Below are 14,783 nucleotides of genomic sequence, written 5' to 3' on the forward strand. Positions count from 1 at the left end.
TCGTGGTTCCATCGAAATTTTTTTCACCCGCACCGTTCCGTTTTCAGTTCCGGGTTCGTCTTGAGGGTCGTAACAGGTGCGGGAGCCACGACGGCCTCCGCCATCAGGACAAACGGAGCCAAGCCATGTCGACCACAGTGACCCTGATCAACGTCTTCACCGCCAAGCCGGGCAAGCAGCAGGAACTCGCCAAGACGCTTGCCGAGGGCACGAGGGCCTTCTTCAGCAAGCAGCCGGGCTCGCTGTCGTCGTCGGTGGTCGTCGGCGACGACGGCAGCAAGGTCGCCAATATCTCGCAATGGCGTTCGGCGCAGGACATCGCCGCCTTCCGCGGCGATCCCCGCTTCGCCGATTACATGAAGAGCATCGTCGAGCTGGCCGCCGGCGAGAGCATGATGGGTCACACGACCTATTCCCATACGGGCGGGATAGAAGACTAGGAGGACGCGTGACCGGTTTGCAGGATCAGTCCGTTGCGGCGACCGAAACCAGGCTTCGCGCCTTCGAGCGCGAGGCCGCCGGCCTGAGGGCCAAGCTGCACCGCTACGCTTCGCGCATGGTCGGATCCGTCATCGATGGCGAAGACATCGTCCAGGAGGCTTTGGCCAAAGGCTTCGTGGCGGTGAGGAATGGCGACATGCCCGACAAGACCGAACCCTGGCTGTTTCGCATCGCGCACAACGCGGCCCTCGATTTCCTGCGCAAGCGGACCCGCTTGCGAGGGCGCGAAAGCGAGGTCGAGCTCGACATGATCGCCGACGAGAATTCGGCGCTGGATGCGCGCATGGCCGCCGAGGCGAGCCTAGCCGAGCTGATGCAACTGCCGCCGGCGCAAAGATGCACGGTCGTGCTGAAGGATGTGCTGGGACACAGCCTGGAGGAGATCGGCGAAATCCTCGAAACCTCCGACACGGCGATCAAAGGCGCGCTGCAGCGGGGCCGCGAGAGCCTGCGCAAGCTGGCGGCCGCGCCGCGCATGGCGCCGCCCCGCCCGGCGCTCGACCGGCAGGACGTGCGACGCCTCGGCGACTATGTGGCCGCCTTCAACGCCAGGGACTTCGATGCCTTGCGCGGCCTGCTGGCCGAGGACGTGAAGCTCGAGCTGGTCAACCGCTTGCGCGCCGACGGCAAGGAATATGTCGGCAACTATTTCGGCCGCTATGCCGACGAAACGCATTGGCATTTCACGACCGGCCTTGTCGAAGGCCGGCCCGCCATCCTGGTCACCAGTCCGGAGCGTCCGGACGGGCCGCCGCGCTACTTCATTCTCATCGATTGGGAGAACGGCCGGATCGCCGGCATCCGCGATTTCCTGTTCGCGGATTACGTCATGGACGGCCTGGATTACTCATCCCAGCCGTAGGGAGGCCGGCGTTAGCGAAGGTGGATCTCAGGGAAGGTCTGGGACGCAAGGATCCCCGGTTGCGGAACCTCCACCTCGCGCCGTGCCAGCGAATTCGCGACCAGCGTGATCGTCTCGCGCCCGATGCGGGCGATGTCGCTTGGGCGGTCGATGCCACCGATCATGAACTCCTCGATGCCAAGCGCGGCATAGGGCAGCAGTGCCAGGGCAATCCGCGCCGGCGGCCCGGCAAGCTCGATCGCCTTGTGATCCGAAGTGCCCGTCCGGCCGTCCGGGTGAATGCGGACAGGCAGCGCGAAGCGCAACCTGCCGGCGCGGCCATGTTCCGCCGCGGCGCCGCGCACGCGCCGCATCAGTTGCGCGACCTCGTCCGGCGAACCGGCGGCCAGCTCGAAGACATAGGCATGCTTTCCGACGACCTTCAAGGCCGTGCTGGACTGCCCGCCGAGACGGATGGCGAGGTCGGCGCCATGCGGGGCCTTGCGCGGCACGAAGCCGCCTTTGACGCTGTAAAAGGCGCCTTCATGGTCGAAGGGCCTGTCGTTCGACCACAGGCGCTTCAACAGCACCAGATATTCGTCGATGCGCTGCCACACCACGCTGTGGCCAACGGGCCGGGCCTCGGCGTCGCCGTCTTCCAGCGGTTCGCTCAGCATGCGAAGCGACAAGCGGCCGCCGCTTTTGCGGTCGAGCGCCGCGAGCTGCCTTGCCGCCACCGTCGGCTCGATCACGCCGGCCCAATGCGTCAAGACGACTTCGAGCGAACCGGTGCGGTCGAGCGTCTGCGCGGCGATGTCCATATTGGTGAGCAGCCCGGCCGGATCGTCCACCACCAGCCTGCGGAAACCGGCGTCCTCGATCAGCGACAGTCTGGTCGCGGTTTCGGCGAAGTCGTAGAAGAAGCTGCCATTGGCAGGCTTGCCTGGAACATGCGTGAACTCGATCGGCATTGCCATCTCCTCCATCACGTTGGGTCGCCCCGCTTCAAAAGCCTTCTAACCAGACCTGAGACGCTGGCGCGCGACGACGCCCTGGCGCCCGGCCAGTTTTCCACTCCGATTGCTCGACTCAGATTGTTTGACGGCGGGTCTGGGCCCGCCTTGGATCAGGGGATCAGCCCCAGGATCACCGCGCCGGTGAACACGAACGCAAGCGCGAAGACGAGATAGGCGAAGGTGCCGCCATAGGCGGGCCTCCAGCTTTGATCGGCAGTCAGCCTTTGCCCCTTGCGGGCGGTCTGGGCGTTCTGGCTATAGGACATATCGACCTCCGTCACGGCCATTAATCTATAAAGTTAGTAGACTTTGTCGATTGTTATTTTCGAGCGATTCCTGGAATGATTTTTTAAAAGAGGGCGGATCGTGGTTTTTCATACTCGCAGCGCAGGCGATGTAGCCGATATCGGGACATGGGCAATCTGGCCGAACGGGTTGAAAATCAGCCGTTTTCGCGGCGTTCACAGGCACAATATCCAATCGCTCGAACGGTCTTGGCCGCCTCGCGCATGACGGATAGCATCGCTTGGGCCGATATGGGCGGCACTGAAGGAGCAATAAGAATGGGTGGAAGGCTGGCGGGCAAGGTCGCTATCGTTTCGGGCGGTGCGACGGGCATGGGCGGGGCGGCTTCGGAATTGTTTGCCGCCGAAGGCGCAAAGGTGGCAATCATCGACCGCAACGGCGAGGCGGCCGGCAAGACCGCCGCGGCGATCCGGGCGCGGGGCCATGTCGCCGAGCATTTCGTGGCCGACGTTTCGGACGAAGCACAGGTCGAGGCGGCGGTGAAGGCGGCGACGGAAAAGCTCGGCCCGGTCACGGTGCTGTTCAACCACGCCGGCACCATCGTCATCAAGCCATTCCTGGAAACAAGCCTGCAGGAATGGGACTGGCTGCATGCCGTCAACGTGCGCTCGATGTTCCTGATGACGCGCGCTGTGCTGCCCGGCATGATCGCCGCCGGCGGCGGCTCGATCGTCTGCACATCGTCGATCTCGGCCGTGGCGGCGACGCCGAACGAAGTGCTCTACGACACCACCAAGGGCGCCTGCCACATGTTTGCCCGCGCCATCGCGGTGGAATTCCGCGACCGCAACATCCGCTGCAACGCCGTCTGCCCCGGCTTCATCCGCACGCCGCATGGCTTGCGCGAGGTGGCCGATCTCGGCAAGCTCGGCGTCGACGTCTCGGACGCGGCGATGGCCGCGCAGCAGGGCCGCATCGGCGAGCCGGAGGAAGTGGCGAAGGCCGCGCTGTTTTTGGCCAGCGACGAATCGAGCTTCGTCAACGGCGCGCATCTGTTCGTGGACAATGGGTTTACGGCGATTTGAGGCCAGCTTGGCGCCTTCCTCTCCCCCGTCGATCGGGGGAGAGGTGTCGAGCGTAGCTCGACGGAGTGGGGGTCGACTCTTGGCGCGGTGCCGAAATACTCTTGCGCCTGGGCCCCATTTCAATATTCGTTGGCGACGGTTGCAAGATTCGTTGGCGACGGTTGCAAGGTGGTTCCCCCCACTCCGTCGCTGCTTCGCAGCGCCACCTCTCCCCCGTCCGGAGGGAGAGGAAAGGACGCCTGCTCGTCTACCGCTCTTCCCTCCGAAACGGCTTCAGCAGCGCCGATGGCGCCACGGCGTTGCGCGACATGACGGCCATGGCGACGATGGTGAAGATGAAAGGCAGCATCAGGAACGCTTCGTAGGGGACCTGGCCGAGGCCGCTCGCTTGCATCCTGAGCTGCAGCGCGTCGACGAAGGCGAAGAGCAGCGCGGCGCCCGCCGAGCGCCAGGGATCCCAGCGGCCGAACACCACCAGCGCGATCGCCACCCAGCCACGACCGGAGACGACGCCGAAGGTGAAGGCGTTGAACTGCGCCATGGTGAGGAAGGCGCCGGCAAGGCCCATCAGGGCGCCGCCGAGGATCACCGCCTGAAAGCGTGTGGCGATCACGCTGACGCCGGCCGAGTCCGCCGCGCGCGGGTTCTCGCCGACCATGCGCACGGACAGTCCCCACGGCGTGCGGTAGAGCACGAAGGCAGCGAGCGGGACGGCGATGATGGCGAGATAAACGAGCGTGAACTGGTTGAACACGGCCGGGCCTAGAACCGGAATGTCCGAGAGCAGCGGGATAGCCAGCGGCTTGAAGCCGGTAATGCTTGGCGGCACCGATTGCTGGCCGAAGATCAGCCGATAGAGGAAGTAGGCAAGGCCGGATGAGAACAATGTCACGCCGATGCCGCAGACATGCTGGCTGAGGCCGAGTGCCACCGTGAACAGCGCATGCAGCGCGCCCATCAGCATGCCGGTCAACACCGCGACAAGCACGCCCAGCCACAGGCTGCCGCTCAGGCTGGCGGCGGTGAAGCCCGCCATCGCCGACAACAGCATGATGCCCTCGATGCCGAGATTGAGCACGCCTGCGCGCTCGGAAAACATTTCGCCCAGCGTGGCGAAGGCGAGCGGCGTGGCGATGCGGATGATGGCGGCGAGGAAGCCGACCTGGAAAATCTGCTCGAACACCGCACTCATGTCTGCGCTCCCACGCGGCGGACGCGGTAGGCGGTGAACAGCAGCGCCACCAGCATGGCCAGCAGCGCCGTGCCCTGAATGACGTCGCTGAGGAAAGCCGGCACGCCGGTGGCGCGCGACATCGCCTCGGCGCCGGTCATGACCGCGGCCAGGAAGATCGCCGCCGGCACCACGCCGAGCGGGTTGAGCCTGGCAAGCATCGCGACGACGATGCCCGAATAACCATAGCCCGGCGAGATGTCGCTCATCACCTGGAAGTGCACGCCGCCGACCTCGCCGACGCCGGCGAGCCCGGCCAGCGCGCCGGAGAGCAGCGCGGTGGACAGGAGCACCCGCTGCACATTGATGCCGCCATAGCGCGCGGCTTCCGGGTTCTCGCCGGTGACGCGAATCCTGAAGCCGAGCGTGGTGCGCGCGATCAGGAACCAGCAAAGGGGTGCGGCGATCAGCGCCACGACCACGCCGAGATGCAGCCTTGTGCCCTCGACCAGCACCGGGAAATTGGCCGAGTCCTCGATCGGCGGCGAGATCGGATAGCCGGAGAAGGTGTCCTTCCACGGCCCCTCGATCAGCGCCATCAGCGCGTAATAGATGACCGAGTTGAAGAGCAGCGAGCTCACCACGTCGTCGACCTTGAATCTTACGCGCAAAGTGGCGGGGACCAGCGCGACGAGCGCGCCTGCCGCGGCGCCCGCCAGCGCCATCAACAGCATGGCGAGATAGCCCGGCATCGGGATGGCGCCGACGAAGCAGCTTGCCACCGCGCCGGCGAGCAATTGGCCCTCGGCGCCGATGTTCCAGAATTTTGCGCGGAAGGCGATGGCCACCGCAAGGCCGGTGAAGATCATGGGTGCGGCGCGCACCAGGGTTTCCGTGAGGGCGTAGCTGTCGCCGAGCGAGGCGGACAGCATCACGCCATAGGCTTCGACCACGCCGGCGCCGGCAATGGCGATCAGGCCGCTGCACAGGATGAGCGTCGCGGCGATGGCCAACAGCGGCAGCGCGAGATTGAACCAGGCGGGTGTCGAGGTGCGGGCTTCGAGGCGAAACATCAGGCCGCCTCCTCGGTGCGCCCTGCGCCGGTCATCATCAGGCCGAGCCTTGCGACGGTGGCATGCGCGCTGGGAAGCGTGCCGGCGATGCGGCCCTCATACATCACGGCGATGCGATCCGAGAGCATCAGCAATTCCTCGAGGTCCTCGCCGATGACGATGATGCCGCAGCCCTTGGCGCGCATGGCCAGGAACTTCTCGTGGATGAAGCGGGCGGCGCCGATATCGAGCCCGCGCGTCGGCTGCGAGACGATCAGCACTTTCGGATCGAAGGCGAGTTCACGCGCCAGCAGCGCCTTCTGCAGATTGCCGCCGGACAGCGCGCCGGCGCGCACCATCGGGCCGGGGCAGCGAATATCGTAGGCCTTGATCTGCGCTTCGGCGAAGGCACGGATCGCGGCCGGATCGAGCAGCCCCCTGCGGCTGAAGGCCTCGGTGCCGATACGCGGCAGCACCATGGAGTCGGCCAAAGGCAGATTGGTGACGAGGCCGGTCGTCATCCGGTCTTCCGGTATGCGGCCGAGGCCGAACGCCTGCAGCTCGCGCGGCGAAAATTGCGCAACCGCTTTGCCGGCTATCGTCATCGCGCCGGCCTTGGGCGCCAGCATGCCGGAAATGACGTCGGCGAGCGCCCGCTGGCCGTTGCCGGAGACGCCGGCGATGCCCAGGATCTCGCCCGCGCGGACGAGAAGCGAGACGTCGCGCAGCGGCGTGCCGGCATGGCCGGAGGTGGAAATGCCGTCGAGCGTCAGCGCGGCGGCGCCGGGCGTCGAAGCCTCCTTGACCGGTGGCACGATTTCGTGGCCGCACATCAGCTTCGCCATTTCCGCCGATGTGGTACTTGCCGGATGGTCGACGCGGCCGGCGACCTTGCCGTGGCGCAGCACCACGCAGCGATGGGTGAGGGCGCGAACTTCATTCAGCTTATGCGAGATGAAGATGATGCCGAGCCCTTGCGCCGCCATCGAGCGCAGGGCGGCGAACAGGCCATCGACCTCAGAAGGCGCCAGCACCGCCGTCGGTTCGTCGAGGATCAAAAGCCTGGCGCCGCGAAACAGCGCCTTGATGATCTCCAGCCGCTGCTGCTCGCCGACCGACAGCGCCGAGACCGGCAGGCTTGGGTCGAGGCTCAGCCCATACTGCCGGCTGATTTCGTCCAGGCGGGCAAGCCCGCGCGCACGGTCGATGCGGCCGGATTTGCCGGGAATGCCGATCAGGAGGTTTTCCAGCACCGTCAGCCGCGGCGCGAGGTGGAAATGCTGGTGCACCATGCCGATGCCGGCGGCGAGCGCATCGGCCGAATTGTGGATGGCGACGGGCCTGCCTTCGACCAGGATCTCGCCGGCGTCCGGCGCATAGGCGCCGAACAGCACGTTCATCAGCGTCGTCTTGCCGGCGCCGTTCTCGCCAAGCAGGCCGAGGATCTCGCCCGGCGCCACGCTGAGGTCGACGGCCTCGTTCGCCTTGACGGCGCCGAAGCTCTTGGTGATGCCGCGCATTTCGATGAGTGGGGCGGACAAGGGTGCTCCTGGATTTGCGATCCGGCCAACCATGGAGGGTAGCGCTGCACCCCCCTCTGGCCGGCCGGCCATCTTCCCCTCACGGGAAAGATCAGATGTCACGGCGGCCTTCGCCAACTTTCAATGTTGAAAGATCGAGCGCCGTCGACGGAACCGCCAATCTCCCCCCTCGAGGGGGAGATGTCCGGCAGGACAGAGAGGGGGGCCTCGCGCCGCCCCTCAACCAGGCGTCAATCCGAAACCGGCGTGTTCTCGTCGACGTCGACGCGGAAATTGCCTTCGAGGATCTCGGCCTTCTTCTTCTCGACCAGGTCCTTCACCTCTGCCGGCAGCGTCTTGTCGAACTTGTGGAAGGGCGCCAGATACGAGCCGCCCTTGGCCATGCGCGAGAAATCGCCATAGTCCTGCGCGGTGAAGACGCCGGCCTTGACCAGCTTGATCGCTTGCTCGACCGTCGGGTACATGTCCCAGACCGGGCCGGTGATGACCGTATCGGGCCCGAGGCTCGACTGGTCGGACATGTTGGAGATGGCGAAAATCTTCTTCTCGACCGCCGCCTCGATGACGCCGAAGCGCTCGGCATAGATGACGTCGACGCCGGCATCGATCTGCGCCACGGCCGCTTCCTTGGCCTTGGGCGGATCGAAGAACGAACCGATGAAAGCGACCTTCTTCTTGACGTTCGGATTGACCTCCTTGGCGCCGGCGAAGAAGGCGTTGACCAGCCGGTTGACTTCCGGAATGCCCATCGCTGCGACCGCGCCAACCGTGCCCGACTTCGACATCTTTCCCGCGATCATGCCGGAGAGATAGGCCGGTTCGTGGATCCAGTTGTCGAAGACGCCGAAATTCGGCTCGGCGGGCCCAGCGCCCGAGCCGAACAGCCACGCCGTCTTCGGGAATTGTTTTGCCGTGCGGCGCGATTCACGCTCGGCGGCGAAAGCGTCGCCCAGCACCAGCTGGTAGCCGCCCTGCGCATATTCGCGCATCACGCGGCTGAAGTCGGCGGTCTGCACCTTTTCCGACCATTTGTATTCGATGCCCAGTTCCTTCTCGGCCTTCTGCAGGGCGACATGGATCTGATTATCCCACGGCTCCTCGATCGGCGTGGCGAAGATCGCCGCCACCTTCAGCTTCTTGTCCTTGGCGAAGGCCGCGCCGGGCAGCATGGTCGCCGCGAGGCCGAGCGCGCCGAGTTCCAGCACGTTGCGCCGCGACAAGCCGGCGCGTTGCGTCTTGCTACGTTCGTTTTCCATTGAAGTGCCCCTCTGTTCGACAGCCGTGTCGAGCCGGCCGTTCAAAAAAATGTCAGACGAGAGACTATGGAACGGTGGTTGAGATTTGTCCACATGGTCAAATTTGTTGTGCCGCCTCGCGTTCGTCATCCTCGGGTCTACGCTTCGCTTCGCCCTGGAATGACGAAGTTATGGGGCGTCGCCCGCACCTTCCCAAGCCCCCGTCTCGGCAAACTTTCTCAGCACCGGCGCCGGCTCGAAGATCGCCCTGCCGGTCCGCCCATGCCAATGCTCCAACCGCTCGACGATCTTCGCCGCGCCTTCAAGTCCGGCCCAGAACATCGGTCCGCCCTTGCCGATCGGGAAGCCGTAGCCGTTGACCCAGACGACATCGATATCGGACGCCCGCGCGGCGATGCCTTCCTCGAGGATCTTCGCGCCTTCGTTGACCAGCGGGTAAAGCGTGCGCTCGATGATCTCGTCGGCGCCGATCTGGCGCCGCGCTATGCTCAGTTCTTCCGCCTTGGCGCGGATCAACGCCTCGACCTCCGGATCGGCAACCGGCTCCCGCGCGCCGCTCTCATAGCGGTACCAGCCACGCCCGGTCTTCTGGCCGAAATGGCTCTGCTCGCACAGCGTATCGGCGATCACCGCCGTCTGGCCGCGCGCCTTGCGGTTGCGCCAGCCGATGTCGAGGCCGGCGATGTCGCCCATCTGGAACGGCCCCATCGGCCAGCCGAAATCGGTGAACGCCTTGTCGACCTGAGCGGGCGTTGCACCTTCGAGCAACAGCGCTTCGTTCTCCGCGCCGCGCGCGGCCAGCATGCGGTTGCCGACAAAACCATGGCAGACGCCGACGACCACCGCCACCTTGCCGATGCGCCGGGCGAGATCGGTGACCGTCGCCAGCACGTCGGGCGCGGTCTTTTCGGCCCGCACGATCTCCAGGAGCTTCATGACGTTTGCCGGCGAAAAGAAATGCATGCCGAGCATGTCCCCTGGACGCGAGGTCGAGGCGGCGATTTCGTTCACGTCGAGATAGGAGGTGTTGGTGGCGAGGATGGCGCCGGGCCTGGCGATGGCGTCAAGCCTGCCGAACACCTCCTTCTTCACCGCCATATCCTCGAACACGGCCTCGATGATCAGATCGCAATGGGCAAGGTCGGCATAGTCGGTGCTGCCCTTGAACAGTCCGAGTCGCTTCTGCTTGGCCTCGTCCGTCAACGAGCCGCGGCTGACCGAAACGGCATAGTTCTTGTCGATCGTCGCCAGCCCGCGCCGCAGCGCTTCCTCGCTGGTCTCGACCAAAGTCACCGGAAGACCGCCATTGGCGAAAGCCATGGCAATTCCGCCGCCCATGGTGCCGGCGCCGATAATGCCGACGCGTTCGATCCGGCGCTTCCGCAGATCCTTGCCGGGAATCTTGGCCGCCTCGCGCTCGGCGAAGAACAGATGCCGCTGCGCCCGCGACTGGTCGCCGGAAACGAGTTTCAGGAATAGTTGCCGCTCGGCCGCAAGCGCCTCGTCGAACGGCAAGGTGATCGCGTTGCGCACGGCTTCGGCGCAGGCAAGCGGCGCTTCAAGCCCGCGGGCCTTCCTGGCCAGTTCCGCCCTCTGGGCGTCGAAGGCGGCGAGATCGGTCCCGGCAAGGCGGTCGTTGCGGTCGCGCACCGGTGTGAACGGGCCGCCCCACTCGACCATTTCGCCGGCGAAACGAATGGCCTGAACAATCAGATCGCCATCGAAAGCCGCATCCACCAATCCGGTGGCCTTGGCTTCGTCGGCCGAAACCGGCGTTCCGGAAACGATCATGCCAAGCGCTTTCACAGCACCCACAAGTCGTGGGAGTCGTACGGTGCCGCCGCCGCCCGGCAAAAGGCCGAGCTTCACTTCGGGCAGGCCGAGCTTGGCGCCCTTGTCGGCGACGCGGAAATGGCAGCCCAATGCCAGTTCCAGCCCGCCGCCGAGCGCGGTGCCGTGGATCGCAGCGACCGTCGGCTTGGGGATGGTTTCAAGCAAGGCGATGATGGCGCGTAGTTCCGGCTGCTGGACCGGCTTGCCGAATTCGGTGATGTCGGCGCCGGCGACAAAGGTGCGCCCGGCGCAGGCGATGACGATCGCGCTTGCGGCGGGATCGTCGCGCAAAGCGGCGAGTGCCTCGTGGAGCGGCTTGCGGACGTGAAAGCTCAGCGCATTGACCGGCGGGTTGTCGATGGTGACCACCGCCACGCCGTTTTCGTTCGCGACGCTGACAAAACTGGACAAGCGGAACCTCCCGAGGCCGGCTGCAATCGCGCAAGGGTTTACTAGGCAGCGACCCGAATGGAAACCCGATGCAGCGCTGGCCTAACGCTTGACCGTTTAACGTCGACTTGCTGCCTCGGCGGCCAGATTCTCTGAAAATTCCGCCTCGGCGCCGCGGCCGCCGCGCCAGGAGGCGATGGCGGCGACCAGATAGAGGACCGCCGAGAAGGTGAAGGCGAAGACCAGCCCGTGCTTGAACGGCCCCGACATCAGCTCGGGGAAGAACTGATTGCCGGTCAGTGTCGCGGCGTTGGCCGGCGGCAAAGCGTGGAGCACGTCGGCCGGGATCAGTTCGCCCATCGGGTTGTAGCCGAGGAAGGCGGCGAACAGGCTGGCGACCGGCGGCATGTTGGCGACCTGGTGCGCGATCGCCTCCGGCACATGTTGCGCCAAAAGGCCGGCTTCCATCGTCGCCGGCAGGCTGGCAGCGAGGCCGGCCAGCATCAGACTGAAGAACAGGCCGATCGACAGCACCTGCCCGGCATTGGTCGTGGTGGCGCGCATGCCCGATGCCTGGCCGCGCTCGCGCGCCGGCACCGAATTCATGATCTGCGTCGAGTTCGGCGCCACGAAAAGGCCGGAGCCGAGGCCATTGAGGAAGAGCAGGCCGGCAAAGGCGGTGTAGGAGAAGTCGGCGGGCAGCAGCATCAGTGCGACGAAGCTGGCCGCGCCCGCGACCATGCCGCCAACGGCGAAAGGCACGCCGCCGATGCGGTCGGAGAAATAGCCCGAGATCGGCCCGGCGATCAGGAAGCCGATTGTGAGCGGCAGCATGAAAATCGCCGACCAAAGCGGGGTCTGCTCGAAGGAATAGCCGTGCAGCGGCAGCCAGATGCCCTGCAGCCAGACGATCAGCATGAATTGCAGGCCGCCGCGCGCGATGCCCGACGCAAGATTGGCGACGTTGCCATAGGCGAAGCCCGGAATGCGGAACAGCGACAGGTCGAGCATCGGCTTGGCGACACGGCTCTCGATGACGACGAAAGCGATCAGCGAAGCGATGCCGACGGCAAAGAGCGTCAGCACTTTCGGGTTGGTCCAGGCCATCACCTGGTCGCCATAGGGCTGCAGGCCATAGGTGATGGCGGTGAGGATCATGACCAGGCCGAGGCCGAAGCTGATATTGCCGAGCCAATCGATTGTGTGGCTGGAGCGGTTCGGCGCGTCGTGCAGCTTGAGATAGGCCCAGATGGTGCCGACAAGCCCGAACGGCACGTTGATCCAGAACACCAGCCGCCAGTCGGTGTCGGCGAGCAGTCCGCCGATCAAAAGGCCGATGAACTGGCCGCCGATCGCCGCCACGACATTGATGCCGAGCGCGAAGCCGCGTTCGTTCTCGGGGAAGGCGTCGGTGAGCAGCGCCGTGGAATTGGCCATGATCAGCGCGCCGCCGATGCCCTGGACGATGCGGACGCCGATCAGATACATGGCGGCGAAATCGCCTTGTCCCGGCAGAAGGCTGAGCGCGATGGAGGCGGCGGTGAAGATGGCGAAACCGAGATTGTACATCTTCGCCCGGCCGAACTGATCGCCCAGCCGGCCGAAGGCGACGACCAGCACGGCGGTGGCGATCATGTAGCCGATGATCGCCCAGAGCAGGTAATTGATGTTGCCGGGGTCGAGCGCCTTGAGGCCGATGCCGCGAAACACCGCCGGCAGGCTTATCAAAAGGATCGAACCGTTGATGGCTGCGGCCAGCATGCCGAGCGTGGTGTTGCTCAGAACCATCCATTTGTGGCTCTGTGGGCGGTCCTGTCTTGCGATGGTCATGGCGTTCAGATCCGGCGCTGCTGGCGCGTCGAGGGCCGGCAGGCTATATATGAGGATAGTCTCAGGTTTGGAATATGAGGATGGCCTCGGAAAAATCAAGCGTAACTGTGCCGCAGCCGCGCGCGCCGCAGCAAAAAAGAGGCCGTGACCGTGTCGCCGCGCTGATGGCGGCGGCCTCGGAGCTGTTCGTCGAGAAGGGTTTCGACGCAACGACCATGACCGAGATCGCCGCCAAGGCGGGCGCCGCCATCGGCACGCTCTATCTGTTCTTCCCGACCAAGCAGGCGGTGGCGCAGGCGATCCTGGCCCAGAACGCCGAGGCGCTTTCGGCCGAGCTCGATGACCTGCGCGACCGGACGCAGGGGATGAGCGCGGCGGCGATCGCCGACCGGCTGTTCGCGCGGCTCGGTACCTTCATGGCCGGACATCCGGCCTATTCGGCGCTGCTCGACCTGCCGGGCGACGACGGCTGGCGGCGCGCCATGCGAGGGCACCGTCGCAGCCAGATCGCGACGCTGTTCGCCGCGGCCGATCCGCCGCTGCCGACAGGACAGGCCGAAAGGCTGGCGGTGATCGTGCCGCAGCTGATGCGCATTCCGCTGACGCTGATCGGCGAGAAGCGGCTGCGCGACGGCGTGCTGGAGGAATTGCGGCTGATGCTGAGCCGGCATCTGGAGGCCGGGGAAGGCTGACCAAGCCCGGTCGCGGTTAGTTGTCCACCCGGCCGAACGCGGGCACGTCGCCGATCACTTCGCGCTTGTCCTTGCGGCAGGCGAAGGTCTTCGCCTTGTCGTCGGCGAGCTTGCGCGCCTGGTCGTTGGCCTGCGGGTTGCCGGTGGCTAGAACCAGGCCGACGGTGCAGCCCTGATGCTCTTCCGGTTGCGCCACCTTGGCGACGACCAGCACATCGGTCGATTTCTTCTCGTCCTGCGGGTCGCTGATCGAGCGGCGGTGGATGGCGGCGAAGGGAATGGCGACATCGCCATTGGTTTCGATGCGCCACTCGACCTTCGGGCCCGAGCCGTTGAAGGCGGTGAAGCTCTCCCAGACCGCGGTCATGTCGTCGGATGGAAAGCCGTAATAGAGAGACTCTCGCGCGTCGTCGTAGCCGACCAGCACCGGGTAGCCGCGATAGCCCGAGCAGACCAGGCTCGCCCAGTCGCCGTCGCCTTCCGCGGCCTGGGCATAGGTCACGCAGTCCTTCTTCCAGTCGAGATCGGTGTAGGCGCTGGAGATCTCGCCGACCTGGGCCGTTTGGCAGAAACCGGCGAGGGCAAGCGGGATGAGAAGAGCACGCATGGCTGACAACTCCGTTCGAGTTGCCGAAAGCGTAGCTTCAATTGCTATTTCTTCAAGCTGGCTTCGATCAGGAGGTCGGCGTTGCGGGCGACGGCGGCCGCCGGTCCGCCCAGGCCAAACAGCTGGCCGCTGATATAGGCGCCCTCGATGAGGAGCAGCAGGCCGTCGCCCAGCGTATCGGAATCGGGCGCGCCCATCGCGGCCGCCATGGCGCGCAGGCGCCGGCGCAACTCCTGCTTGTTGTTCTCGCTGACGACACGCGCAGGATGGCCATGTTCCGGATATTCGACCGCCGCGTTGGTCATGCCGCAGCCGCGATAATCCGGCTTTTGCGTGCGTTTGCCGACCCGGGTCAGGAAAGCGATGATCTGCGCGCGCGGATTGCCTGGATGCGCGTCGACGGCCTCGTCGAAGCGCTCCCAGAATTCCAGGTCGTATTTGCGCAGATAGGAGGCGGCAAGCTCGTCCTTGGACGGGAAGCTGCGGTAGAGGCTCGGCTTGGTGACGCCGGCGCGCTTGACGATCTCGTCGACGCCGATCGCCCGGATGCCCTCGCGATAAAACAGGTCGCGCGCAACGTCCAGGATCTTGTCCGCCGCCCTGGGAGCAGGGGCATCGCTCAACGACCCTTCAATTTTATTGTCCGATGGCATGCAAACAACTCGCTTGACAATGTTACTGACCGGTACGTATGTATGGCTTCATCCCATTGCAACGTACCG

Annotated in this window: 14 protein-coding genes; 4 read left to right on the top strand and 10 right to left on the bottom strand. The window is 65.4% G+C overall.

What is annotated here, in order from left to right; genetic code table 11:
* The first annotated feature begins 125 nt into the window (after positions 1 to 125).
* Both FJ430_RS05635 and FJ430_RS05640 read left to right on the top strand, forming a co-directional pair.
* On the top strand, positions 126 to 440 hold the full coding sequence (locus FJ430_RS05635) for a putative quinol monooxygenase (RefSeq protein WP_140710939.1): 315 nt from the start codon (positions 126 to 128) through the stop codon (positions 438 to 440).
* Between the two features lie 8 nt (positions 441 to 448).
* A complete protein-coding gene (locus FJ430_RS05640) occupies positions 449 to 1,363 on the top strand; it encodes a sigma-70 family RNA polymerase sigma factor (RefSeq protein ID WP_319022999.1) in 915 nt (304 codons plus the stop codon).
* 11 nt (positions 1,364 to 1,374) lie between these two features.
* On the opposite strand, the gene FJ430_RS05645 is transcribed toward FJ430_RS05640, so the two are convergent.
* Together FJ430_RS05645 and FJ430_RS05650 are read right to left on the bottom strand one after the other, a co-directional pair.
* Positions 1,375 to 2,313 carry an LLM class flavin-dependent oxidoreductase gene (locus tag FJ430_RS05645; RefSeq protein WP_140710943.1) on the bottom strand — a complete coding sequence of 313 codons (939 nt, stop codon included), beginning with the start codon at positions 2,311 to 2,313 and terminating at the stop codon, positions 1,375 to 1,377.
* 155 nt (positions 2,314 to 2,468) lie between these two features.
* Entirely contained in the window at positions 2,469 to 2,624 is a 156-nt protein-coding gene (locus FJ430_RS05650; protein WP_140647018.1) for a hypothetical protein, read from the bottom strand.
* Positions 2,625 to 2,921: 297 nt separating this feature from the next.
* Between FJ430_RS05650 and FJ430_RS05655 the strand changes: the two genes are divergently transcribed.
* Complete coding sequence (locus FJ430_RS05655) at positions 2,922 to 3,689, top strand: SDR family NAD(P)-dependent oxidoreductase (RefSeq protein ID WP_140710945.1); 768 nt, start codon at positions 2,922 to 2,924, stop codon at positions 3,687 to 3,689.
* A 247-nt stretch (positions 3,690 to 3,936) separates the two neighbouring features.
* On the opposite strand, the gene FJ430_RS05660 is transcribed toward FJ430_RS05655, so the two are convergent.
* From FJ430_RS05660 to FJ430_RS05685, 6 genes are all read right to left on the bottom strand, one after another.
* A complete protein-coding gene (locus FJ430_RS05660; RefSeq protein ID WP_140710947.1) occupies positions 3,937 to 4,881 on the bottom strand; it encodes an ABC transporter permease in 945 nt (314 codons plus the stop codon).
* A complete protein-coding gene (locus tag FJ430_RS05665) occupies positions 4,878 to 5,933 on the bottom strand; it encodes an ABC transporter permease (RefSeq protein ID WP_140710949.1) in 1,056 nt (351 codons plus the stop codon). Before FJ430_RS05665 ends, FJ430_RS05660 begins: the two co-directional genes overlap by 4 nt.
* The gene (locus FJ430_RS05670; RefSeq protein WP_140710951.1) at positions 5,933 to 7,453 is read right to left on the bottom strand and encodes an ABC transporter ATP-binding protein; all 1,521 of its coding nucleotides are present in this window, start codon (positions 7,451 to 7,453) and stop codon (positions 5,933 to 5,935) included. The genes FJ430_RS05665 and FJ430_RS05670 overlap by 1 nt, the downstream gene beginning before the upstream one ends.
* 230 nt (positions 7,454 to 7,683) lie before the next feature.
* Positions 7,684 to 8,709, bottom strand: a complete 1,026-nt coding sequence (locus tag FJ430_RS05675; RefSeq protein ID WP_140710953.1) for a BMP family protein — start codon at positions 8,707 to 8,709, stop codon at positions 7,684 to 7,686.
* 168 nt (positions 8,710 to 8,877) lie between these two features.
* Positions 8,878 to 10,953: a 3-hydroxyacyl-CoA dehydrogenase NAD-binding domain-containing protein gene (locus tag FJ430_RS05680; protein ID WP_140710955.1), complete on the bottom strand. Its 2,076-nt coding sequence runs from the start codon at positions 10,951 to 10,953 to the stop codon at positions 8,878 to 8,880.
* Between the two features lie 96 nt (positions 10,954 to 11,049).
* Complete coding sequence (locus FJ430_RS05685) at positions 11,050 to 12,762, bottom strand: MFS transporter (protein ID WP_140710957.1); 1,713 nt, start codon at positions 12,760 to 12,762, stop codon at positions 11,050 to 11,052.
* An 80-nt stretch (positions 12,763 to 12,842) separates the two neighbouring features.
* Between FJ430_RS05685 and FJ430_RS05690 the strand changes: the two genes are divergently transcribed.
* Positions 12,843 to 13,454: a TetR/AcrR family transcriptional regulator gene (locus FJ430_RS05690; RefSeq protein WP_181175594.1), complete on the top strand. Its 612-nt coding sequence runs from the start codon at positions 12,843 to 12,845 to the stop codon at positions 13,452 to 13,454.
* Between the two features lie 16 nt (positions 13,455 to 13,470).
* Here FJ430_RS05690 and FJ430_RS05695 read toward each other — a convergent pair whose 3' ends face one another.
* Both FJ430_RS05695 and FJ430_RS05700 read right to left on the bottom strand, forming a co-directional pair.
* A complete protein-coding gene (locus FJ430_RS05695) occupies positions 13,471 to 14,061 on the bottom strand; it encodes a hypothetical protein (protein ID WP_140710961.1) in 591 nt (196 codons plus the stop codon).
* Between the two features lie 44 nt (positions 14,062 to 14,105).
* The gene (locus FJ430_RS05700) at positions 14,106 to 14,714 is read right to left on the bottom strand and encodes a TetR/AcrR family transcriptional regulator (protein WP_140710963.1); all 609 of its coding nucleotides are present in this window, start codon (positions 14,712 to 14,714) and stop codon (positions 14,106 to 14,108) included.
* Positions 14,715 to 14,783: the final 69 nt, after the last annotated feature.

The sequence above is a fragment of the Mesorhizobium sp. B2-8-5 genome, from assembly GCF_006440675.2.
GTDB lineage: Bacteria > Pseudomonadota > Alphaproteobacteria > Rhizobiales > Rhizobiaceae > Mesorhizobium.